The sequence below is a fragment of the Chordicoccus furentiruminis genome (assembly GCF_019355395.1).
Classification (GTDB): Bacteria; Bacillota; Clostridia; order Lachnospirales; family Lachnospiraceae; genus Chordicoccus; species Chordicoccus furentiruminis.
On record NZ_CP048829.1, the window covers coordinates 1926266 to 1947900 of the forward strand.

General features: G+C 57.6%; 18 protein-coding genes and 1 pseudogene. 16 read left to right on the plus strand and 3 right to left on the minus strand.

Annotated features, from left to right (window positions below; translation table 11 throughout):
- The first annotated feature begins 36 nt into the window (after positions 1–36).
- Together G4C92_RS08870 and G4C92_RS08875 are read left to right on the plus strand one after the other, a co-directional pair.
- Positions 37–1680 carry an isopeptide-forming domain-containing fimbrial protein gene (locus G4C92_RS08870; RefSeq protein WP_274939506.1) on the plus strand — a complete coding sequence of 548 codons (1644 nt, stop codon included), beginning with the start codon at positions 37–39 and terminating at the stop codon, positions 1678–1680.
- 92 nt (positions 1681–1772) lie between these two features.
- On the plus strand, positions 1773–2006 hold the full coding sequence (locus G4C92_RS08875; protein WP_274939507.1) for a hypothetical protein: 234 nt from the start codon (positions 1773–1775) through the stop codon (positions 2004–2006).
- Between the two features lie 51 nt (positions 2007–2057).
- On the opposite strand, the gene G4C92_RS08880 is transcribed toward G4C92_RS08875, so the two are convergent.
- The 3 genes and pseudogenes from G4C92_RS08880 to G4C92_RS15205 form a co-directional block, all read right to left on the minus strand.
- Complete coding sequence (locus tag G4C92_RS08880; protein WP_274939508.1) at positions 2058–2798, minus strand: ATP-binding protein; 741 nt, start codon at positions 2796–2798, stop codon at positions 2058–2060.
- A complete protein-coding gene (locus G4C92_RS08885) occupies positions 2791–3708 on the minus strand; it encodes a Mu transposase domain-containing protein (RefSeq protein ID WP_274939509.1) in 918 nt (305 codons plus the stop codon). Before G4C92_RS08885 ends, G4C92_RS08880 begins: the two co-directional genes overlap by 8 nt.
- Before the next feature lie 75 nt (positions 3709–3783).
- A pseudogene (locus G4C92_RS15205) lies at positions 3784–3981 on the minus strand (AAA family ATPase); the annotation flags it as partial.
- A 307-nt stretch (positions 3982–4288) separates the two neighbouring features.
- Between G4C92_RS15205 and G4C92_RS08895 the strand changes: the two are divergent.
- From G4C92_RS08895 to G4C92_RS08960, 14 genes are all read left to right on the plus strand, one after another.
- The gene (locus G4C92_RS08895) at positions 4289–6577 is read left to right on the plus strand and encodes a Cna B-type domain-containing protein (RefSeq protein WP_274939510.1); all 2289 of its coding nucleotides are present in this window, start codon (positions 4289–4291) and stop codon (positions 6575–6577) included.
- A 241-nt stretch (positions 6578–6818) separates the two neighbouring features.
- The gene (locus G4C92_RS08900; RefSeq protein ID WP_274939511.1) at positions 6819–9305 is read left to right on the plus strand and encodes a class C sortase; all 2487 of its coding nucleotides are present in this window, start codon (positions 6819–6821) and stop codon (positions 9303–9305) included.
- Positions 9295–9900, plus strand: coding sequence for a sortase family protein (locus G4C92_RS08905; protein ID WP_274939512.1), 606 nt, complete (start codon positions 9295–9297; stop codon positions 9898–9900). The genes G4C92_RS08900 and G4C92_RS08905 overlap by 11 nt, the downstream gene beginning before the upstream one ends.
- Positions 9848–10459 carry a hypothetical protein gene (locus G4C92_RS08910; protein WP_274939513.1) on the plus strand — a complete coding sequence of 204 codons (612 nt, stop codon included), beginning with the start codon at positions 9848–9850 and terminating at the stop codon, positions 10457–10459. The genes G4C92_RS08905 and G4C92_RS08910 overlap by 53 nt, the downstream gene beginning before the upstream one ends.
- Positions 10460–10775: 316 nt before the next feature.
- A complete protein-coding gene (locus tag G4C92_RS08915) occupies positions 10776–11648 on the plus strand; it encodes a MurR/RpiR family transcriptional regulator (protein ID WP_274939514.1) in 873 nt (290 codons plus the stop codon).
- 129 nt (positions 11649–11777) lie between these two features.
- On the plus strand, positions 11778–13088 hold the full coding sequence (locus G4C92_RS08920) for a M20 family metallo-hydrolase (protein ID WP_274939515.1): 1311 nt from the start codon (positions 11778–11780) through the stop codon (positions 13086–13088).
- A 3-nt stretch (positions 13089–13091) separates the two neighbouring features.
- Entirely contained in the window at positions 13092–15104 is a 2013-nt protein-coding gene (locus tag G4C92_RS08925) for a urocanate hydratase (RefSeq protein WP_274939516.1), read from the plus strand.
- 101 nt (positions 15105–15205) lie between these two features.
- A complete protein-coding gene (locus tag G4C92_RS08930) occupies positions 15206–16216 on the plus strand; it encodes an ABC transporter substrate-binding protein (protein WP_274939517.1) in 1011 nt (336 codons plus the stop codon).
- Positions 16209–17147 carry a 4Fe-4S binding protein gene (locus tag G4C92_RS08935; RefSeq protein WP_274939518.1) on the plus strand — a complete coding sequence of 313 codons (939 nt, stop codon included), beginning with the start codon at positions 16209–16211 and terminating at the stop codon, positions 17145–17147. Before G4C92_RS08930 ends, G4C92_RS08935 begins: the two co-directional genes overlap by 8 nt.
- A 6-nt stretch (positions 17148–17153) precedes the next feature.
- Positions 17154–18710, plus strand: a complete 1557-nt coding sequence (locus G4C92_RS08940; protein ID WP_274939519.1) for an HAL/PAL/TAL family ammonia-lyase — start codon at positions 17154–17156, stop codon at positions 18708–18710.
- Positions 18711–18732: 22 nt separating this feature from the next.
- Positions 18733–19380, plus strand: coding sequence for an ABC transporter permease (locus G4C92_RS08945; protein ID WP_274939520.1), 648 nt, complete (start codon positions 18733–18735; stop codon positions 19378–19380).
- 2 nt (positions 19381–19382) lie between these two features.
- Positions 19383–20351, plus strand: a complete 969-nt coding sequence (locus tag G4C92_RS08950; RefSeq protein WP_274939521.1) for an ABC transporter ATP-binding protein — start codon at positions 19383–19385, stop codon at positions 20349–20351.
- A gap of 5 nt (positions 20352–20356) precedes the next feature.
- The gene (locus tag G4C92_RS08955; protein WP_274939522.1) at positions 20357–21007 is read left to right on the plus strand and encodes an ABC transporter permease; all 651 of its coding nucleotides are present in this window, start codon (positions 20357–20359) and stop codon (positions 21005–21007) included.
- A 15-nt stretch (positions 21008–21022) separates the two neighbouring features.
- The gene (locus G4C92_RS08960) at positions 21023–21619 is read left to right on the plus strand and encodes a cytidylate kinase-like family protein (protein ID WP_274939523.1); all 597 of its coding nucleotides are present in this window, start codon (positions 21023–21025) and stop codon (positions 21617–21619) included.
- Positions 21620–21635: the final 16 nt, after the last annotated feature.

A 21635-nucleotide genomic window follows, 5' to 3' on the forward strand; every position in this document is an offset into this window, starting at 1 on the left:
TTATATTTAAAGAAGATGATGGCCTTAGTCATTGCTATGGTAATGATGGTGGCGATGGCGAGTACTGCGATGGCAGCAGTAAACATTACGGTTAATCGTGACAGTACTTATGAAACTGGTGGTACGGAGGAAACCGGAAATCGTGCGTACACTTATAAACAGATTTTCCGTGCAACGGAAAGCGAGAATCATACATCCACAGGTGGCGGATATGATGCAGATGGCACCCCGGGTAACGTAACAACCTCTCCAGAGGATGGCGTTAGCTACTACCTTCTTTCTACCGATACCACTCAGATTGGTCAGTTGGGAACGTGGACTGATGGAACTCCGGGTACTTGGACAAAAGCTTCTGGTAATAACTGGTTCAAGCTTACAAAATCTGCTGACGGAAGCAAATATATTGTAGAATGGGATAATGCCAATACTGATACTGACACAGCTCAGGCTGCTGCCCGTTGGTTAGACGCAAACTACACAGCTCTTGTATCTGAAAGCTTGACCGCAGCTGCTGATGGAAAATCCTGGACTGCTTCAGATCTTCCGGAAGGCTATTACCTGCTGAAGAGTGAGACCGGCGAGAACCTTATCGCTGCTACAGCTGATGTCACTGTAAACGAAAAGAACAGCTATCCTACAGTTGACAAAAAGCAGAAAGATTCGGCTGCTGCGGAAACCTACACTGACGATGCCATCAACGTAAAAGTTGGCGACACTGTTTACTATCAGGTGGAAGTCGCAGTTCCTGCTAATGCAAACGAAGATATCGTTGTGACTGATACCATGAGTGCAGGCCTGACCTTCGACACAACGACTGATCCGGAAGTCAAAGTAGGAACAACTGCACTTACCGCTGATGCTGGTGAGACAAAGAACGATTATGTCATCGGTACCAAGACAGCTCAGAGCTGGACTGTCACCATTCATCCGACGACAGCCACTAAGGGACAGACCGTTGTTATTACATTCGCAGCGACTGTGAACAGCTCTGCTCTGACAACCATTGATCGTAAGAACGACGTTGAACTGACCTATGGCAATTATCATCAGAAAGATACCGTAGAGCATGATATCGGTGCTGCTGCAATCATCAAGTATGACGGCGCAACTGCTGATCTGGATGCCTCTGCTAATACGCTTTCTGCTAAAACCGGTAAGACCCTCAAATACCTTGAGGCAACCTTTACACTTACCGATGCTGACGGCAATGCAGTTAATGTTTCTCCCAAGACCTCTGGTGGTAAGGGTGTGTATTATGTCGATGCATCAAGCACATCCAACTCTGTTACCTCTGACAAGACCAACAACGGTGTAATCCTTATCTACGGCCTTGATCCGGATGTGACTTATACTCTTACTGAGACAGCTACTGAGGATGGATACAATCTGTTAGACGGAACCACCTCTATCACACCTACTGTAGTAGTAAATGGCACCGCAAACGCCACAAAGGTTACTGTTGCTGAAGCGACTGGAGTGTCTGCTGGTAACGATAGTGCAGAGGCAGCGAATACTATGCAGTTGTCTGCAAAACAGGTAACTAAGATTGAGAACAACCAGGGTTCCGTTCTGCCGAGCACTGGTGGTATCGGTACCACAATCTTCTACGTAATCGGTGCGATCCTTGTTCTTGGTGCTGGCATCCTGCTGGTGACTCGCAGAAGAATGAACGCAAACTAAATAACCAAAACTATTTGCTCTGAGCAAACAAGTGAAATCGGCAGGTCGTTCTCCTACAGGGCGGCCTGCCTTTTTAATGAAGGTGATCGGGTATGAAGAGAAATACATTTCACTGGGCTAAGGGGGTCGCAACTATTGTTGTCGTCTTCTTTGCCGCGCTCTCTATCATGACACTGTTTCTTGTTTGTTCTTCAAAAGTCCCTCGTAGTGCCATACAGACTAAAATGGAAGAGTCAGCTGAATTCATAAGCAGAAGTTCGCAGATAGAATATGCCTTACCAGGTGTGTTAGGAACCCTGCATTTTGCGGAGGGCGGCGGCCACTGATGCGGAACCCAGCGGCCACCCGGCGGACCAGAACGGCCACCCTCTATTGCCTTACTCTTTGTGCTTAATCATGATGGTGTAGTGTTTCGTAACGCGTTTGTTGATTGCGTCAGCTGATACAGCGTCGTTCATGATCATTGCCTGCCATTTATCCGGTTCTCTCTGGGAACAAACAATAGTGCTCCTTGACAACTCAAGCCGTTTCTCAAGCACCTCTAGAAGTACCTTGACCTGACGCTCGTCGGTAACGGTGTTCAGAAGAAAATCGTCGATGATTAGCAGATGGAAGTTCAGTACTTTCCTGATCTTTCTCTCGTACTTCGGATAATCGCTCTGTTTCAGATCCACAAGGGCGGTCAGGAACTCATCGCACCGATTGTAGCTTACGCGATATTTCTCGCAGGCTACTGTGCCAAGTGCTTTCGCCAGATAAGTTTTCCCGCTGTCTGAAGCACCAAGAATACAGAGGTTCAAGCCGTCCTCGATAAATTTCAGCGAGGACAGCAGCTTAGGTGCACCTGCCGGTGTATACTGCCGTGCGGTACTGTCAACGCATTTGCTGATATCGCACGGCGTGCCGATCAATCTGGCGTTTTTCAGTCTGTTGTTGAGTCTCTTGGTCGTTCTGTCCTGATATTCCGGTGCAAGGATCTCGGATACCAGGTCCAGCTTGTCCATGCCGAGATAGTTTGGTGAGCGGTAGATCTCATCCAGCTTCTTTGCCATAAAGGCCAGCCCGATATCTTGCATCTGTGCTTCAAGATCGAGGAGGGTGGTTTCACCGTTATTCATCAGCGCTGCCTCCTTCCTGTTCCATCAGGTTCCGGCTTTTCGCCAGAAGACTGTCAATACTGGAAGCAGAGGCATCGCGGAGATATGCTCCTTGATTCTTCTCTTCGTTTACCTTGGCGGTATCGGCGGGAGACATGACTTCGGCAGCGATACCGGGTATGGAATTCTTGATGAAAGTATAATTCGCCCTGCCTGTCGAGACTGCCTGTCTACAGCAAGCCTCAAGAACTTTCCGGCTGTATTTCTTAGCGAAGCCGAGAATGCCTATACATTGGCGATAGGACTGAACCTCATACTTCCGACTGGCGAGCACATGGTTGATCACATCCTCCGTATATGGGCCAATTGCTGCGGCTTTCTGCTTGAAATACGGCCCGTTCCATTCCATTGTCCCCTTGTAGCCGGCGGGCAGATGATCCGGATTTGTCTGCCACTGGCCCTTATATTTCGCTCTCGGCCATTCACAGAGCTTTTCTCCGGAGCGTGCCGAGATAGTCACCAGGCTGGTCGTCGCAGCTATCAGGACAGGCTTATGCCCATACTGGTGCGGGACGCTATAATAAGCATTGTCAAAGCGGACATGGAAGTCGCTGGACACCTTAGCCTCTTTCCTCTCCGTGTACTGATACTGCACGGAGGGAAGGGGCATTAACGTCTGTTTCTCTTCCAGCCACCGGTCATACCTGCTGTAAGTTTTGCCTTTCAGCTCCTTTTCGTTGAGATCGTCCAGCTTCTCTCGGAGGATCGAATTAAAATCCTCTATGCTGAAGAAGATCATATCTTCGAGTTCGTGAAAGAATCCCTTCTCAAGAATGCCTACGGAGTTTTCCACAGAGCTTGAATATTCCGGTGCGCCGGAGGCGCCTGTCCGGTAACCCGGGAAGCAAGAGTCCGGCAGAATGGGAAGCATAGGACCTCTCATGTGCGGCGGAGCCGCCAGCACAGTCACGAAGGACTGTGCCAGCAATGATCACCACCTTTGCGGTTACTGAGCAAGCTTGGGATCCAGGCCGTAGACTTCCCTCATGGAGATGTCTTTGTCCGGATTGATACTTTCGATCACGATCTTATAAGAGTCATATGATATCCGATCCATGATAGCATCGGACAGAGGGCTGTCCTTGCCTCCAAGTTTGTTGTACCAGCCTTCCTCTCTGAACTGGGAGCAGAAGATGGTGGATGAGTTCCAGAAGATTCGGGGCGTCATCCTCGGAAAGCTTAGCTTAGAGGACGGAGCCCGTCCACAGTCCCGACAGCATTGTATTTCTGCCAGAGATGTTTAAGGGTCTCTCCTTTGCGAGCCAGCGCCTTGTATACAGTCTCCTTATCGAAATCCCGGTAAAGTTCATCAGCAGACGGGCCGGATTTCTTGTACAGGAGCTTTTCAATGTACTCATTGGTAATCTCGTCTGCAAGAGGGAAGGAAAGATCGGCGTAGTCTCTGAACCGTCTCAGAAACTCGTTTACGGAAGTCTTTCCACATCCCGTTGATGCCGCGATATCAGTATAATGCGAATACCGGCTACTATTACTACGACAGCATGAAGAACGCGGCGACCTATAATCGTTCGGCCGGCCGGTTCTACGTGTACAATTTTCGTGAGGGAGCGGCTCCGTCCCAAGATGTGGATGACAGCGACTTCCTGCCGTTCAACACGGGCTGCTCACCCGGCCAGTATTTCAGCAACAAGAATAAGTTTCAGGTCAATTACTGGTTCGGCATGAGCAGTGAGGTGAAATTCTTCCTGCCGAACAATGCAGGAGAGAAAGACGCATCCGGCAATTACGGAAACCAGTCCACGAACGGAGATGATATGGTCTTCAAGTTCTCCGGCGACGACGTCGTCTGGGTCCTCGTGGACGGGAAGACCCTGCTGGATCTGGGCGGCGTGCACGACGTCGTCTACGGCGAGATCGACTTCTCGAGAGGAGAAGTGACCGTCGTACAGGGTGCGAACGGTCAGTCGGCCTATCTGAAGGTGAAGGAAATGAGCGACGGCACGCTGGGCTACGATCACGGCGGATTGAAAACGACTGCCACCTTTGACTTGTCCTCCGGCGAGCATACGCTGACGCTTTATTATCTGGAGCGCGGCGGCTCCCAGTCGAACGCGGCGATCTATTTCAATCTCGCGCCGCGGTATTCGCTGACGCTGAACAAGCGGGACGAGAATACGACTACGAAGCTGCAGGGAGCGAAGTTCGGCGTGTACACCGACGAGAACTGCTCGGTTCCAGCTCTTCTCTGGAGAACGGACGGGACACAGACCAACCTCTTTACGACGGATCAGAGCGGACAGATTCAGTGCAACGGGCTCGGCGCGGGCCGGACCTATTATCTGAAGGAGCTGACACCTCCGGACGGTTATCCGGATGTATCGGACCATACGATCATTCTGAAGATCGACCAGCAGGGAACCGCTTCGGTCAGCACGGCGGACAGCGGCGGAAGCTGGATGGTGGACGAGGAAAACAGTCAGATCTCATCGGAGCAGAACGCGGGGACCAAAGGCACCTTCCACCTCACACTGAACGTGGACAACCAGAAGACGACGCGCGTCACGGTTCGGAAGATCTGGAAGGACGCGGACGGAAACACGATCGACGGAAGCGCGCTTGGCGGGTACGCCGCTTCCTTCGAGCTCTGGCGGAGAACAGCCGGCTCGTCGGGAGGATCGTCCTCTCAGAATACGACGCATACGGTCACGTTCCGGACGCAGTACTTCGGAAGCGACAATGGAACCAACAGGGATACCGCTCCGATCCGTCAGGGCGGGACGCAGACCGTCACGGTGAAGGACGGCGATACCCTGCCATTTGATGTGGCGGTGGACGCGGACAATATGGGAATTTACTCCGTGGCGGCCAACAGCGTTCCTCTGACTGGTACGATGAGCGACTCCACCGGAAATGATAAGTTTCAGGTCAGCGGGAAATGGGTCAGCCTTTACCGGAAGGGTCGGTATCAGCTGAGCAACATCAGGCGGGATCAGACGGTCGTCGTCACCTTCCTCGGCTATCTGCAGTACGACGGCGGTTCGCCTTCCATCGCGAAGTCCGTGACGGTCACGCCGGGGACGGCGGCAGCGGGCGGCGGATCCGGGGCCGGCGGGACTACGGAGCCGGCGACGAACGAGAAGGTGCCGGGCCTGACGGAAAATCCGGTTACGCTGAATGGCGGAACCTGGAGCTACACCTGGGAGAATCTTCCGACCGCGGACAGCAGCAATCAGGCATACTACTACTATGTGAAGGAAACCGGGTCGACGCCGGGTTATACCGTCTCGATGGACAACAATGACGGCATCACCGACGGGACCATCAAGGCGACAAACACGCAGGAGGCGGTTTCCGTCCCGGTTGCAAAGAAGTGGGTGGACGGCGACAACCGGAAAAAGATCCGCCCGAACGAGGTACAGATCCGGCTCTATCAGGATGAGCAAATGACAGAAAAGACCGTCACGCTGAGCGCGGCCAGAAACTGGCAGGGCGCCTTCAACGGTCTTCCGAAATACCGCTATACCGCTTCGGGCGGTACGCTGACGGCGGAGGAGATTCAGTATACGGTGAAGGAGGAAAACGTTCCGGACGGATACTGGTCTTCTGTCGATGGCTCCGTGGCGACGGGCTATGCCGTCACCAACCATCTCACGTACGAGCTGCCGAACTCCGGCGGCCCGGGTACTTACCTGTTTACCTTCAGCGGAGCGGCGGCTCTGGCGGCCGCGCTGCTGTTCACCATCAAAGCCAGACGAAAGGAGGAGAGGGGAGAGCCGTAAGGACTGGCTGACAGTTCCCGAAAAGGGAGCAGTTAAAAAGGATCGGAAAGCACAGGCGGAGCCGTCCCTGCGGCTGCGCTCCTGCGCCGGACAAATCAGACGACAGGAGGAGGATAAGACTGAACGTAGGAGAGGAGGAGAGGCCCATCAGAGCGGGCGAAAGAGCCTGAACAGCAGAAACAGAACCATTTTCAGCAAGCAAGAAACCAGGAAGAAAAGGAGAACGAAGTATGAAACAGCTGTGGAAAAAACTGGGGGGGGACTGCTGATCGCCGCAGTAATGATCCTCGCGATGGCGGTTCCGGCGATGGCAGCAGACACGGGTACGGACACGAAGAAAAATGCAGAACTCACCATCACCGGTCTTGCGGCAGGAGATACCGTGAAGCTCTATCAGATCGGCACTTCCGATGCGAACGGAGAGCTCACGCTCATCCCGGACAAAGACAGCAAACCGATTTTTAACGATTCTGTGAATCCGACCGTACAGGAGATCACGGCGGTTGCGAACCAGATTCAATCCGGGGCGATCAAACCGACACTCGTGCAAACCAGGACGCTGACCGGGGAAAACTATACATACAGCGCAGCCGCGGCGGGCGTCTATCTCGCGCTGATCACATCGGTCGACGGGAACACGGTCTACAATCCGATCCTTCTGTCCGCCAACCTCACGGAGGACGGCCTCACGGGCGGATCAGTCGATGCGTTAAATTCGTACATGAACTCGGCGGTCGCGAAATCCTCGCATCCCGATGTCAACAAGGACGAGGACACGGTCAGGAAAGACAGGGATAATGACGGTGGCACCATCCAGACCGGATCCGTCGGCGAGCGGGTGAACTATACGGTTACGCCGGCTCTCCCAGTTTATCCGGACAATGCCGTCAACCAGACCGTTTACCTCGCGGATACGATGGAGGCAGGTCTTACCTTCGAGTATGATACTTTGACGATTAAGTGGAACGGTAAGTCTTTGACCAACGACGGCAGCGGCGCCTTCAAGGACGGAGCCATCGTGATCGCGAATGCGCAGAAGGCGGATAACGGATTCCGTATGAGCTTCGTCTACAACAATCTGAAGAACATAGGGCCGGTTGTGACGTACAGCGCGGTCATCAACGACAGGGCGAAGATCGGTTCGGAGGGCAACAAGAACAACGTCCGGTATTACTACGCGAGCAATCCGACCGGCGGAAACACGTACGATACCCTCGATAAGGAGCCGCAGGAAAGCGAGAATATCAGGAAGAAGAAGGATCAGGAAATCGTCTATACCTACGAAATCAAGTTCAGAAAGACCGACGACAGCGACACGTCGAAGGGACTCTCCGGTGCGGTGTACGGGCTGTATGCGGATCACGACTGCACGAAGCTGGTCGACAGGATCGAGACGAACAAGTACGGGGACGGTGCTTCTTCCAAGGTGGGCGTAGGAACCTATTATCTGAAGGAGCTGGTGCCGCCGAAGGGGTATTCGCTTGACAAGACCACAGTGACGCCGGTCGAGGCGAGATGGACAACGGCGACGGCGACCACGACGGTCTCAACGGAGCGGAGCGAATATACGTCCAAGAAGCCCGAAGAGAATGCGGTTCAGGTCGGCTGGCTGAAGGACAACGTCTTCTACGCGATGGATTTGTATTCGGCGGAGACGGACACGGTTAAGCCGGCTTATCTCTCATCCAACACGAAGACTGCGGACACGGTCACCTTCACCGAGAAGAACACTGCCGGAAGCGGCGTGGTGGTGGCGGCCGATCTCAAGGATACAAAGCTGGGTCTGCTCCCGTCCACCGGCGGTCCGGTCCGCTTCGGGGCTTCGCGGAGGCTTTCCGGTGACGGCGGTGTGGAGAGACGTATGAGAAAACAGGGAAGAAAAAAACGCGTCGGGCGGGTCATCCTCTTTCTGACAGGTCTGTCCATACTGCTTTACCCCGCGGTCAGCGGGCGCTGGAACGCGTGGCGGGCCGACCGGCTTCGGAGCGGCTATCAGGAGACCGTCCGCAACACCGATACGTCCGAGACGGACGAAATGCGAAAGGCGGCCGAGGCGTACAACCGGACTCTGTACGTGCCGTCCGTGCCGGATGCATTTTCCATCCGGGACGGCGTGAAGGATAAGACGTACGAGTCGCTGCTCAACCCGAACGGGGACGGCGTGATGGGCTATCTCGAGATTCCGGCAATCGACGTGTCGCTGCCGATCGGGCATTATACGACGAAGGAAACGCTGGAGAAGGGCGCGGGTCATCTCTTCGGGAGCAGTCTTCCGGTCGGGGGGAAGGGAACTCATTCCGTGATCTCGGCGCACCGGGGGCTTCCTTCCGCGAAGCTGTTCACGGACCTCAATCTGCTGAAGAAGGGCGATCACTTCTTTCTGCATGTGCTCGACGAGACGCTGGCCTATGAGGTGGACCAGATCCTGACCGTGGAACCGGACCAGACGGAATCGCTGGCGATCGACCGGTCGAAGGACTATGTGACGCTGGCCACCTGTACGCCCTATGCGGTCAATACGCAGCGGCTTCTCGTGCGGGGACACCGGGTGCCGTACACGGACGAGGTGTACCGGAGCGAGGAGGCGCAGCCGGTCCGTCAGGATAAGACGAGGCTTCTGATCCAGCTCCTCTGCGCGGCGGCGGGCGTCGCGATCGCGGCGGTGATCGTCCGGATCGTGACGTTGATTGAGAACAGGCGGGGAGGCGGGCCGAAGCATGGCGGATGAAAGCGGAAAGAAGACCGGAGTGCGCACCCGGCTGTACCAGCTGACGATCGCGGTCCTGCTTCTCGTCGGAGCGGGCGGCCTCCTCTATCCGCTGGTCAGTGCCGCGTGGAACGCGTACCGTGAGCAGCGGCTGATCTCGTCCTACTCCGAGACGGTGAAGAAGCTGGATGACCGGCGAAACCGGGAAATCTGGGAGGACGCGCTCGCCTACAACCGGCAGCACCGGGTGAACGCGCCGACGGATGCCTTCGGCAAAGAGAAGGAAGCGGATCTGCCGCATCCGTACGCGGATCTTCTGAATCCGAACGGGGACGGCGTGATGGGGTACATCGAGATCCCGAAGATCGCGCTTTCGATTCCGATCGGGCACGGCACCGGGCCGGACGTGCTGGAGCGGGGCTGCGGGGCGCGTAAGACGGATGAGGGTTCTTGCGCTTCTTCTCGCGCTTCTCTGTCTGACGGCGGTTTGTCCGGCGGCGTCCGCGGAGTCCTTCACGGAGGAGAAAAAGGGAAGTCTCCGGATCACGGTCCTTCTCGAGACGGTGGAGAAGGATCAGAACGATCAGTGGAAGAGCGTGCCGGTGCCGGGGCTTAAGGTGCGGCTCTACCGGACGGCGGATCTTGACGTGAAGGACAACGGAGAGGCGGCCTACCGGTCTGTTCCGGCCTTCGCCGGCGCCGGGGTCGCCTATGACGGGGCGATGGACGCGGAACAGTCGATGAAGGCCGCGGAGAAGCTGGCGGCATCGGCCGGCGGAGCACAGCCGGACGCGGAGGGCGTGACGGACCAGAACGGCGTGCTATCGTTTGCGGATCTGGCGCCGGGGATGTATCTGGCGGTGCAGCAGGGAACCGCGGAGACGGCCGACGGCCGGATCGTCATCTCGCCGGCTCTCTGGCAGGTTCCGATGCCCGAAAGGGAGTCTTCCGGGGAATACCGGTGGACGTATCAGGTGGAGGTCTTCCCAAAGGCGGGCACGCTGCATGTGCAGCCGGCCGTACAGGCGATCGCCAAGCCGACGCCGCCCGGAGGACCTGTTTCGGGCCGTCCGGTGAAGACAGGCGATCCGGGCCATCCGGTCCTGTGGGCCGTGACCGCTCTTCTCGCACTGCTCGTGATCGGAGCGGCGCTGGGACGGCGGAAGCGGACGTGACCGGGACGCGCGGCCGGATCTCTGCACGGGAATAAAACAATCGGGGGAACCGCTGTACGGGAAAAAGTACGGCGGCTCCCCCGGTTTTACGGTTCCGGAACAAATATTGTTCCGCCCGGGTGACCGCTTCGCCGGCTGCGGAATCTTCCGCCGGCCCTGCGGCTGATCCGGCGGGCGATGAGCCGCTCCGTCTGATTTCCTTACGCGCAGGATGTCTTCGGGCTTGCAAACAGGGCGGAATTTGAGTACATTTTCCTTATCAGTGCGCGGGAAGCGGACCAATCCCGCGCCGGGAAAGGAAGTGAAACAGCAAAGGATGAGCGGATCGAACGGAAAAAAGGAAGGGATCCGGACGGTGGAGGATCTGATTCACCGCATGCTTTCCGTCTCGGAGGACTCGCCGGTTTACCGGCGGATCGCCGTCTACATTGAGCAGCATTATCTTCAGGTGATTTTCATGACGGCGGAGAATCTCGCGTCCGCGCTGGGCGTCAGTCAGGGCAGCGTCTCGAAATTCTGCATCGCGCTCGGATACAGGGGATACGCGGATTTTCTGCGCAGCCTGCAGCAGATCGTGGGCAGGGAATTCACGGCGCCGAACCGCTACCATTATACGGCGTCCAGCACGCACCATACGGATGACGTGATCGAAAAGGAGATCGAAAACATCCGTTCTCTCAAGGAAACCACGCAGAGCCGGGAATATCAGACGCTGGTCGGGGATATGGCGTCCGCCGGGCATCTGCTCCTTCTCTCGGCCCGGATGTCGGCCACGCTGCTTCCGTATCTGAAATACATTCTCGACAAGCTCCGCGACAATGTGGATGTGATCACGCCGGGCGGAGAGTTCGATCTGGTGTCGTTTCACTATGATCCAACCCGGGCGCTGGTGCTGGCGATCGGACTGCCACGGTACCCGAAGGTTCTCGTCGACAAGATGAAGGAGCTGAAGAAGGCCGGATTCCGGATCGACGCGATCACGGACAGCCGGTTCTCGCCGCTTTGCGAGGCGGCAGATCATTTTGTGCTGATCCCCACGACGGTCGCTTCGATCTTTGACATCTACAGCACACCGATCATGTTTCTGAATCTGCTGGCGTCGGATCTGTCCCAGAAGATTCCCGGTGTCGAGGAAAGACTCTCGAAAATCGAGCGGTACGAACGGGAGAGCGGAGTCTACACGGGATAAAGTGATTGACAAGCTCCGGAAACGATGCTATACCTCTTTGCATGACGAAGGTGTCAGACGGTTTGAAAGCCATCTGGCATTTTTTTATACTCCGATAGTAATGAAATTATTACGGAAAGGAGTGATGGAATGAACACAGCACTGAACACGGCGGAAGTTCCGATGGCGGTTCGGGACGGCGGAGAAGGACGTCTCCGGATCTGTATGGAGCGGTTTATGGCGGACTTCAACGCGATGGCGTCATTCGGCCGGAATCAGAACGGCGGAATTGACCGGTCCTTCGCGTCGCCTGAGGACAGGCGGGTGAGACAGTGGATCCTCGGACGCTGGCGGGCGATGGGACTCGAGGTTTCCGTTGACCCGATCGCCAATCTCTGGGGAAGACTTGAGGGGGAGGAAAATCTTCCGCCGATCGTGATCGGATCGCATCACGACGCGGTTCCGGACGGAGGCAGGTACGACGGCGCGATGGGCGTCATGATGGCCACGGAGGCGGCGAGAACCCTCATCGAAAACGGCGTCCGTCTCCGCCATCCGCTCTGCCTGATCTCCTTCACAGCAGAGGAACCGAATACGTTCAACCTCTCGACGCTCGGAAGCAAGGTGGTCTGCGGGAGGCTGAAGAAGGAGGATCTGGCGGAGGTCAGGGACCGGAGCGGTCAGATCAGGCTGACCGACGCGCTGAAGGAGCTGGGCGGGGATCCGGACCATCTGGAACGCGCACGGATCCGGCCGGGCGGGATTTCCTGTTTCCTCGAAGCGCACAACGAGCTCGGCCGGCAGCTCGAAAGCGCCGGGAGACGGATCAGCGGCGTGTCCATGATCACCGGACTCTACCGTGAGAAAGTCCGAATCACGGGGGAAGCCAATCACGCGGGCACCACGATGATGCAGGACCGGAGGGACGCGTCCCTCGCGCTCGACGAGATGGCGCTGGCGCTGGAGAGGGCGGCGCGCGAGCGCCGTTCCCCGAACGTCACCGCGACGATGGGCTATGTGAAGCTCAGTCCCAACGAGGCGAACATCATCCCGGGGAGCGCGGAAGGCGTGATCGATATCCGGACCTCGAAGGAGGAGGACCTGAACGCGCTGCTTGCGGCGCTCGACGCCGCTTCGGCGGAATGCGGCAGGAAGCGGAAGGTCCGGGTGGAAAGGGAGTGCATTCTTTCCCAGAAGGCGCAGCCGATGGACGGAGAAATCGCGGAGGCGGTTCAGAGAGGCATCCGGGCTGTGGACGAACCGCCGGGCTCCGTGATCAGTATGGCGGGCCATGACGCCGCCAATATGCAGCGCATCGCGCCGTCCGGCATGATCTTTGTGAGGAGCGTCGGGGGGTACGGCCACTGCCGCAGGGAATACTGCAGGGAAGAGGACATGGAGAAAGCGGCCAACGCGATGCTGGAAACGATTCGGATTCTGGATGAGCAGATGGAGGACTGAAGGATGAACGAAAACGCAATGACGATCACACTGGATGACGAACTCCCCGAGATGCCGAAGTTTGTGGAGGGGATTCGCAGAGCGCCGTCGAGAGGCTTCCGGCTGACGGAGGCGCAGACGGAAATCGCGCTGAAGAATGCGCTGCGCTATATCAATCCGAAATATCATGAACAGCTGATTCCGGAGTTCCTCGACGAGCTCTACACGAGAGGCCGCATCTACGGCTACCGGTTCCGCCCGGAGGGCCGGATCTACGGAAAGCCGATCGACGAGTACAAGGGCAAGTGTATCGAGGGCAAGGCCTTCCAGGTGATGATCGACAACAATCTTGATTTTGAGGTCGGTCTGTATCCCTACGAACTTGTCACCTACGGCGAGACCGGAAGCGTCTGTCAGAACTGGATGCAATACCGGCTCATCAAAAAATATCTCGAGAACCTCACACAGGACACGACGCTGGTGGTGGAGAGCGGCCATCCGCTGGGGCTGTTCCGTTCGAGACCGGAAGCGCCGAGAGTCACGATCACCAACGCGCTGATGGTCGGTGAATTTGACAATCTGCATGACTGGGAAATCGCCGAGGAGATGGGATGCGCCAATTACGGCCAGATGACCGCCGGCGGGTGGATGTACATCGGGCCGCAGGGAATCGTTCACGGCACCTACAACACGCTGCTGAATGCCGGCCGTCTGAAGCTCGGGATTCCGAATGAGGGAGATCTCGCCGGAAGGCTCTTCATCTCGTCGGGACTCGGCGGGATGAGCGGCGCGCAGCCCAAGGCCATCGAGATCGCCAAGGGCGTCGGCATCATCGCGGAGGTGGATTTTTCAAGGATCCAGACACGGCTGGATCAGGGCTGGGTTTCCGAGTGGTCGGACGATCTTGAGAGCTGCTTCGCCACGGCACGGAAGTATATGGAGGAGAAAAAGCCCCGTTCCATCGCCTATTACGGCAACATCGTCGACCTGCTTCAGTACGCAGTGGATCATGAGATTCACGTTGATCTCTGTTCCGACCAGACATCCTGCCACGCGGCGTATGAAGGCGGCTACTGTCCGCAGGGGCTGACGTTCGAGGAACGCACGGCGATGCTTTCCGAGAATCCTGAGAAATACCGTGAGCTGGTGGATCTTTCTCTCCGCAGGCATTATGCGCTGATCAAGACGCTGGTGAACCGCGGCACCTATTTCTTTGACTACGGCAACTCCTTCCTCAAATCCGTGTATGATGCCGGCGTGAAGGAGATTTCGAAGAACGGCGTGGACGACAAGGACGGTTTCATCCTTCCTTCCTATGTGGAGGACATCATGGGACCGCAGCTGTTTGACTACGGGTACGGCCCGTTCCGCTGGGTCTGCCTGTCCGGCAAGCAGTCGGATCTGATCAAGACGGATCACGCGGCGATGGCCTGCATCGACGTGAACCGCCGCTATCAGGACCGTGATAACTACAACTGGATCAGGGAGGCGGAGGACAATCATCTCGTCGTCGGCACACAGGCGAGAATCCTCTATCAGGATGCCGTGGGCCGCGTCAACATCGCTCTCAAATTCAACGAGATGGTCCGGAACCGCGAGATCGGCCCGGTGATGATGGGACGTGACCACCACGATGTCTCGGGTACGGATTCGCCGTTCCGCGAAACCTCGAACATCAAGGACGGCTCCAACGTGATGGCGGATATGGCCGTACAGTGCTATGTCGGCAATGCGGCCCGCGGCATGAGCCTTGTGGCGCTTCATAACGGCGGCGGCGTCGGGATCGGCAAGGCGGTCAACGGCGGCTTCGGACTCGTTCTGGACGGCTCCGAGCGCGTCGATCAGGTGATCCGGAGCGGACTGCTATGGGACGTCATGGGCGGCGTGGCCAGAAGAAACTGGGCGCGGAACGAGCACTCCATGGAGACATCGGTCGAATACAACCGGAAATATGAGGGACAGAGTCAGATCACCATTCCGTATCTGGCGGATGATGAGATGGTTCATGACGCGGTGAAGAAGCACTTCGCGCAGTGAACGGCATCAGATGCATTTCCAATGCGGTACAAAGACGTACCCGTGCAGAACGGGTGCGCCTTTTGCCATATACAAGACAGGCAAACAAGGGGGTACATGATATGAGAGAGAAGAAACTGGCTGCCCTGGGGCTCGCATTCATCACCGCGTTTTCTCTTGCCGGATGCGGAAGCGCCGCTGCCACCGGCACGGCGTCATCGTCTGTCGCTTCGTCCGCGGCCGGCAAAACCGCCGCGTCCGGGAAATCCTCCGGAGATGACAAGGCTCCTCTGATCGTGGGCTCGAAGGACTTCACGGAATCCATTGTGCTGGGCGAAATTTACGCGGAGGCTTTTGAGGATAACGACGTTCCCGTCAAGCGGCAGCTGAAGCTCGGCTCCCAGGTGATCCATGATTCCATCAAGGCCGGCGACGTGGAGTTCTATCCCGAATACACCGGAACCGGACTGAATTACCTTCACTCGGAGTTCCCGAAGAACAAGGACTACGATATTGTATTTGATCCGCAGAAAATCTACGACAACACCAAAGCCGGGTATGAGAAGGAATACGGCATCACATGGCTGAAGCCGTCTGACGTCAATGATTCGGAGGGGCTCGCGGCCTCCAGGAGCGCGGTGAAGAAGTACGGGCTTTCCACCTTCTCTGACGCGTGGGAACACTCGGCGGATCTGAAGCTCGCCGGGAACGGAGAGTTCTTCGACGAGGAATCAACCTATCCGCATCTTGTGGAGGTGTACGGAAAGGATCAGTTCAAGCACGTCACGATGGACCATACGCTTGAGTTCCAGGCCGCGAAGAGCGGGGACGTGGATGTGATTTCCGTCTACACAACCGAGGGCAATCTCGAGTCGGACGATTACGTTGTGCTGAAGGACGACAAGCAGGCGTGGTGCACCTACTGGATCTGCCCGATCATCCGCGACGACGCGCTGGCGCGCTGGCCGAAGGCCCAGGCGATCGCGGATGCCGTCACGGCGACCCTCACCGACAAAAACGTGATCAAGATGAACGCCGATGTGGATATCGACGGCGAGGATTACGAGGACGTCGCGCACGACTACTATGACTCCATCAAGGACAAGGTTGCGAAGGCAGTCGCCGATGAATGACGCATTTTCTGAGATCTTCGGTGTTCCGGAAGCAGCAGAGCCGTTTCTTTCCCTGATGGTTCCGGAACCCTTCCGGAGACTGATCGCTTCCCTCGGCGCGTCGTTTACGGAGGCGGACGCGGCCGGATTCCTGAGGGTTCCTCAGGAGGAAGCGGGCCGTGTTCTTGAGGAAGGCTATCATCTGAGTATTCTGGACCGGGACCCGGAGCGGCCGGACCTCTTCAGAGCCGGAAGCTTCTATGACCGGCTCGGGGTGTTCTGCCAGTACGAACCGGAGAAGTGGTATTCCGTTCCGCGCGTATTCCGCGATCAGATCAACCGCTGGTATATGGACGAATACATCCGCCGGAACCAGCCGCTGTTTGAGAACGGAACGCGGAAGGATCTGGCGCTTCCGCTTGAGGAGACGCTGGCCTTCATCGACCGGCTGGACGGCCCGTTCACGGTGCGTCCCTGCGACTGCCGGAACATTTTCGACAACTGCCGTCATATGCGGGAGACATGCATCGGGATCGGACCGGCGGGCGTCAATTCCTCCGCGGACCGGGGACAGGCGCGTGAGATCACGAAGGAAGAGGCGAAGGAGCTTGTCCGGGCCTGCGACAAAGACGGGCTGATGCATACGGTGGACGCTTCCGGACACGCAATCTGCAACTGCTGCGGGGACTGCTGCTTCGAATACCGGTCCGCGCTCGAGACGGGAAAGATCGGTCCCGGACCGGGCAGCTATATCACGACGCTCTATATCGCGGAATGGGACCGGACGCGATGCGTGAACTGCGGGCTGTGCGCGAAGCGGTGTCATCTCGCCGCCTTCACGAAGCTCGACGGAGAGGTGGCGTTTCATCCGGAGCGGTGCGCGGGATGCGGAATCTGCTCGACGGCCTGTCCGAAGAAAGCCATTGTCATGAAACGGCGTGATGAGGAGTGATGCGTGATGAAGCTTCCGGCTGCGATGTGTCAGGATGTCATACTGGATGAACGGGATCTGACGCCGGAACAGTATATAGCGGTCGTGCTCGGCGGCGCACGGCTCGGATTCGGAGAGCAATTCGTTTCGAGGATCCAGGCGTCGCGTGACATTGTGGAACGCTTTCTCAGGGAGGAGCGGCCGGTCTACGGCGTGACGACCGGCGTCGGCGCGAACGTCCGGTATTCCGTGCCGGAGGAAGAGGCAGCGAAGCTGCAGGAAAACATCATCCGCACGCACGCGGTGTCCGTCGGCTCCCCGATGTCCGAGGAAGAGACGAGGGGCATGATTCTCTCCATCATCTGCAATCTGGGACACGGATGCTCGGGTGTGCGTCCCGTGCTCATCGAGAGACTGAGGGATTATCTGAATCTCCGCCTTGTGCCGTATGTGCCGCGCGACGGTTCGGTCGGTTATCTCGCGCCGGAGGCGCATATGGCGCTGACCCTGGTCGGAGAGGGATCGTTCCTTCGGGACGGAAAGAGAACTCCGGCGCGGGAGGTCCTCCGGGAGCGGCATCTTCCTCCGCTTACGCTGGGATGCAAGGAGGGACTGGCACTGATTACGGGGACCACCTCGGCGGACGCGTACGGGCTGACGGCCGTGTACAGGGCGCAGCTGGCGCTCGGGAACGCGGTGATCGCCGGGTGCATGACCTTCGAGGCGCTTCACGCGACCGTCAACGCACTCGACGCGGAGGCGCAGAGCCGGAAGCGGTATCCGGAGCAGCAGCACGCGGCAGCTCTGATGAGAAGCATCCTCTCCGGAAGCGGGATCTGCGGGAAATATCGGGACAGCCATGTGCAGGACGCCTGCGCGGTCCGCACGATGCCGCAGATCTTCGGCGCGGCGGAGCGGACGTTCTCGGACGCCGAGAAGACGTTTGTTCAGGAAATGCAGTCCTGCTCCGATAACCCGCTGATTCTTCCCACGGAGGACGGAAGCGGAAGAGCGGCGATGAACGGCAATTTTGACGGATCCTTCATCGCGATGTACGCGGATCTCTTATCCATCGGCATCGCGAAAACAGCGGGGCTTGCCGAGCGCCTCACGGACCGGCTGATGAATTTCCATCTGAATGAGGGGCTTCCGGCGTTTCTTGTGCCGGATCCGGGCGTCAACAACGGCTTTATGATCGTGCAGTACACGCAGGCCGCGCTCGTCTCCGAGCTGAAGCTTCTCGCGGTGCCGGCGTCGGTCGATTCGGTCAGCACCTGCGCCGGCCAGGAGGACCCGGTTTCGATGGCGTACCGGGCATGCCAGAAAGCGTATGAAGCTTCGGACAAGCTGCTTGACATCGTCGCGATGTGGATTCTCTGCGCGGCGCAGGCAGAGGATCTGAGAGCGGATGAGGAAAAAGGATCGGCTGTTCTCGAAGCCGTCCGGAAGAAAATCCGGGAATGCATTCCTTTCGTCACAGAAGATGTCAGTCTGTATCCGATGATCGAGTCGGCGCAGCGTCTTGTCCGGAGCGGCGCGCTGATCGAAGAGGTGCAGAAGAGGATCGGACCGATGACGCTGTAGAGTTCCGCGAGGGAGGTTTACTATGTTCAGTCAGATTTACGGCTACTATCTGGAGCATATCGGCGAATACTGGTCGGATGTCGCGGCCCATCTCGAGATTTCCTTCGGTGTGGCGGCGCTGGCGGCGCTGATCGGGATTCCGCTCGGCATTGTCTGCGCCCTGTATCCGAAGCACTCGGGCTGGATCACCGGTCTTGTGAACGTGATGCGGATCATTCCTTCGCTGGCGCTGATGCTGCTGATGATCCCGCTGATCGGGATCGGACGGGTGCCCGCGTTCATCGCGCTGATGATCATCGCGATTCCGCCGGTTCTGATCAACACGACGGCCGGGTTCCTGAAAACGGATTCCGCGCTTCTGGAGACGGCCGGCGGGATGGGGATGGATCAGAAGCAGATCTTCAGAAAGGTTCAGTTTCCGCTTGCGATCCCGCTGATTTTCACGGGGATCCGCACCTCGATCGTCGAGACGATCGCCTCCGCGACCATCGCGACGTATATCGGGGCCGGCGGCCTCGGAAATCTGGTGTTTACCGGCCTTGGCACAAGCCGCACCTATATCACGCTGCTCGGCGGTCTGACGATCGCGCTGATCTCGATCGTGACAGACTGTATTTTGGCGGTGGTTCAGAGCCGTCTGGTGCGGCGCTTTGGAATGGAGGAGGTATGACGATGTCCGAAACAGCGATCTCTTTTCAGCATGTGTACAAACGGTTTCCCGGAATGGAGAACTACGCCGTGGAGGATGTTTCACTCGACATTCACGACGGGGAGTTTGTCACGATCCTCGGGACGTCCGGTTCCGGCAAGACAACCATGATGAAGATGGTCAATCAGCTCTACAGCATCACGTCCGGGGACATCATCTTCTGCGGGCAGAGCATCAGGAAGCTGGATCCCGTGGAGCAGAGGCGGAAGATCGGATACGTCGTGCAGGCCGGCGGGCTGTTTCCGCATATGACCGTGGAGGACAACATCGCGGTCGTCCCGAATATCCTCAAATGGGATGCGGCCAGAATCAGCAGCCGGGTCGATGAGCTGCTCAGGATGGTCAATCTTGATCCCGCGACGTACCGGAAACGCTTCCCGAGACAGCTGTCCGGAGGCCAGCAGCAGCGGGTCGGCATCGCCCGGGCGATGGCGGCCGACCCGAGCATTATGCTGATGGACGAGCCATTCGGCGCGATCGACGCGATCACGAGAAATACGCTTCAGCAGGAGGTTCTGAGGCTCCAGAAGCAGACCGGCAAGACGATCCTCTTCGTGACGCACGACATCGAGGAGGCGTTCCTCCTCGGCACCCGCGTGATCATCATGGACGCGGGCAAGCTCCAGCAGTTCGATACGCCGGATCAGATCATGATGCATCCGGCGAACGATTTCGTGAGGAAGTTTGTCGCAGCGGATGATCCGATCACCCGGATGAAGAGAATTCATGTGTCCGCCGTCATGAAGGAGACGGATACGATGCCGTCCGGCGCGGCCGTCGTGGCTTCGGACGCGTCGCTTGAGGATCTGATGATTCTCTTCCTCGAGGACCGCGGAAGAACCGTCTATGTGAAGGATGACCGGAACGATCAGATCCGGGGCAAGGTGACATGGAATGATCTGGCCGCGCTTGCGGGAGAAGAGACGAGGTAACCGCTATGGAGAAATTTCTGCGCTATGGTTCCCGTCACTGGGACGATATGATTCAGGATGTCCTCGACCATCTGGAGCTCTGCGGGCTGTCGCTTCTGATCGGGCTTGCGATCGCGGTTCTGATCTGCCTTCTGCTGATGAAGCTCCGCTGGCTGAGAAAGCCGGTTGTGGCGGTGCTCGGCGCGCTCTACGCGATCCCGAGCATGGCGTTTTTCGCGATTCTGATCCCGATTCTGGGGCTCGGCAAGCCGAACGCAATCGTGGTGCTCGTGATCTATTCCCAGTTCGTGCTGGTGCGCAATATCCTCGCGGGTTTCGACGGCGTGGACCGGTCCACCCTGGAGGCGGCCAGAGGAATGGGGATGACCGGCACGCAGATGTTTCTCCGGGTGCAGCTTCCGCTTGCGCTTCCGGTGATCATCAGCGGGATCCGGATCGCCGCGATCGTTACGATCAGCAGCGCGACGATTGCCCAGACCATCAATGCCGGCGGGCTCGGCGTTCTGCTTTTCGACGGACTGCGGACCGTCAACGTCGGGATCATTCTCTGGGGGACGATTCTGACCGGCGCGCTGGCGCTGATCGTGAACATGCTGCTGAGCCGGCTTGAGCGGTATTCCTACCGCCGCGCCAGAGGCGAGATTGTCAGTGTATGAAAGGATGGACAGGCCATGAATTATACCATCACGATAACGAGACAGTTCGGCTCGCTGGGCCGTCCGATCGCGCGGGAGATCGCCGACGCCCTGAAGATTCACTATTATGACCGCGACATCGTGGAGCAGGTTTCCCAGAAGCTTCATTATCCCGTGCGGCTGATCAGCGACGAGGAAGAGCGGGCGAAGACGAAATTCTGGCGGATGAAGTATCCGCTTGGCCGGGGCACTACGGCCAGACAGGATGAGATTTTTGCGGTGGAACGGGATATCATCACGGACATCGCCCGCACGGAAAGCTCCGTGATCGTCGGCCGCTGCAGCGACTATATTCTGGAGAACCAGCCCGGCTGTCTGCATGTCTATATCTACGCTCCGTACCGGGACCGGATCCGGAACTGCATCGAGACGCTTCATATGCAGGAAGAGGAAGCCATTGACATGATCCGGAGCGTGGATGAAGCCAGAGAATCCTTCCATCTCCGCTACGCCCGGTACAAGCCGGAGGACATTCTGCACAAGGATCTTCTGATCAACAGCAGTGTGCTGGGTGTGGACGGAACCGCGAAGCATATCGTGGAAATCGCGGAGGACGCCTTCGGATTACGGTGAGAAACGCCGGGAGCGG

What these genes read in the sequence shown, in the direction of transcription:
- G4C92_RS08920 (WP_274939515.1), top strand. Translation starts at nt 11,778, where the DNA reads ATGAACACAGCACTGAACACGGCGGAAGTTCCGATGGCGGTTCGGGAC.
- G4C92_RS08895 (WP_274939510.1), top strand. Translation starts at nt 4,289, where the DNA reads ATGCCGCGATATCAGTATAATGCGAATACCGGCTACTATTACTACGAC.
- G4C92_RS08875 (WP_274939507.1), top strand. Translation starts at nt 1,773, where the DNA reads ATGAAGAGAAATACATTTCACTGGGCTAAGGGGGTCGCAACTATTGTT.
- G4C92_RS08915 (WP_274939514.1), top strand. Translation starts at nt 10,776, where the DNA reads ATGAGCGGATCGAACGGAAAAAAGGAAGGGATCCGGACGGTGGAGGAT.
- G4C92_RS08950 (WP_274939521.1), top strand. Translation starts at nt 19,383, where the DNA reads ATGTCCGAAACAGCGATCTCTTTTCAGCATGTGTACAAACGGTTTCCC.
- G4C92_RS08885 (WP_274939509.1), bottom strand. Translation starts at nt 3,708, where the DNA reads ATGCTTCCCATTCTGCCGGACTCTTGCTTCCCGGGTTACCGGACAGGC.
- G4C92_RS08880 (WP_274939508.1), bottom strand. Translation starts at nt 2,798, where the DNA reads ATGAATAACGGTGAAACCACCCTCCTCGATCTTGAAGCACAGATGCAA.
- G4C92_RS08925 (WP_274939516.1), top strand. Translation starts at nt 13,092, where the DNA reads ATGAACGAAAACGCAATGACGATCACACTGGATGACGAACTCCCCGAG.
- G4C92_RS08930 (WP_274939517.1), top strand. Translation starts at nt 15,206, where the DNA reads ATGAGAGAGAAGAAACTGGCTGCCCTGGGGCTCGCATTCATCACCGCG.
- G4C92_RS08945 (WP_274939520.1), top strand. Translation starts at nt 18,733, where the DNA reads ATGTTCAGTCAGATTTACGGCTACTATCTGGAGCATATCGGCGAATAC.
- G4C92_RS08935 (WP_274939518.1), top strand. Translation starts at nt 16,209, where the DNA reads ATGAATGACGCATTTTCTGAGATCTTCGGTGTTCCGGAAGCAGCAGAG.
- G4C92_RS08940 (WP_274939519.1), top strand. Translation starts at nt 17,154, where the DNA reads ATGAAGCTTCCGGCTGCGATGTGTCAGGATGTCATACTGGATGAACGG.
- G4C92_RS08955 (WP_274939522.1), top strand. Translation starts at nt 20,357, where the DNA reads ATGGAGAAATTTCTGCGCTATGGTTCCCGTCACTGGGACGATATGATT.
- G4C92_RS08960 (WP_274939523.1), top strand. Translation starts at nt 21,023, where the DNA reads ATGAATTATACCATCACGATAACGAGACAGTTCGGCTCGCTGGGCCGT.
- G4C92_RS08870 (WP_274939506.1), top strand. Translation starts at nt 37, where the DNA reads ATGGTAATGATGGTGGCGATGGCGAGTACTGCGATGGCAGCAGTAAAC.
- G4C92_RS08905 (WP_274939512.1), top strand. Translation starts at nt 9,295, where the DNA reads ATGGCGGATGAAAGCGGAAAGAAGACCGGAGTGCGCACCCGGCTGTAC.